Raw genomic sequence first — 472 nt, 5'->3', positions numbered from 1 at the left:
CTGGATCCTGTGTTTGCTATGGCTGGGAGCGATCCCGTTGACGGTGGAAACCATCTGGATCAGCTTACTGCTGACGTCGGCGATCTGCCGGCGCGATGAGACCTGTTGGCCAAAGCCCAAAGCTGCTTCCCGACATAGGACGTTGTCCGAACGAACATGCCCGGGCACTCCGCGGAGGATGAAGAGATCGGATAGCACGTCGATGACGTCGATGGACTTGAGCAGCTGCCTGGCCGGCACCTTCAGCCCCTCCCGCCGCCAGATCCGCTCTACTCCCGCCCCCTTGGGCCGTCGCCTATCGTTGCAGCTTCACCGAAGTCCCGCTTCCCCCCGCGGTCGCAGAGGCGAACGACGAGGGATCCAGGCGGGCCAACCCGGAGGCCACAACATGTCGACATTGAAGCACTGGTCGCTTGCTTTCGCCCTGCTTGCCGGCGTGGCGTCCTGGTCCGACAGCCAGCCGGCCAGAGCG

Annotated in this window: 1 pseudogene; it reads right to left on the bottom strand. The window is 64.0% G+C overall.

Annotated elements, in window-relative coordinates:
• Positions 1–141: 141 nt before the first annotated feature.
• Positions 142–273: pseudogene (locus AC1DIO_RS35475) on the bottom strand (IS3 family transposase); the annotation flags it as partial.
• Between the last annotated feature and the right edge of the window lie 199 nt (positions 274–472).

The organism is Allobosea sp. 05T439, from assembly GCF_056396005.1.
The sequence above is the reverse complement of the archived record's forward strand: the minus strand, read 5'-3'. Positions and strand labels throughout refer to the sequence as shown.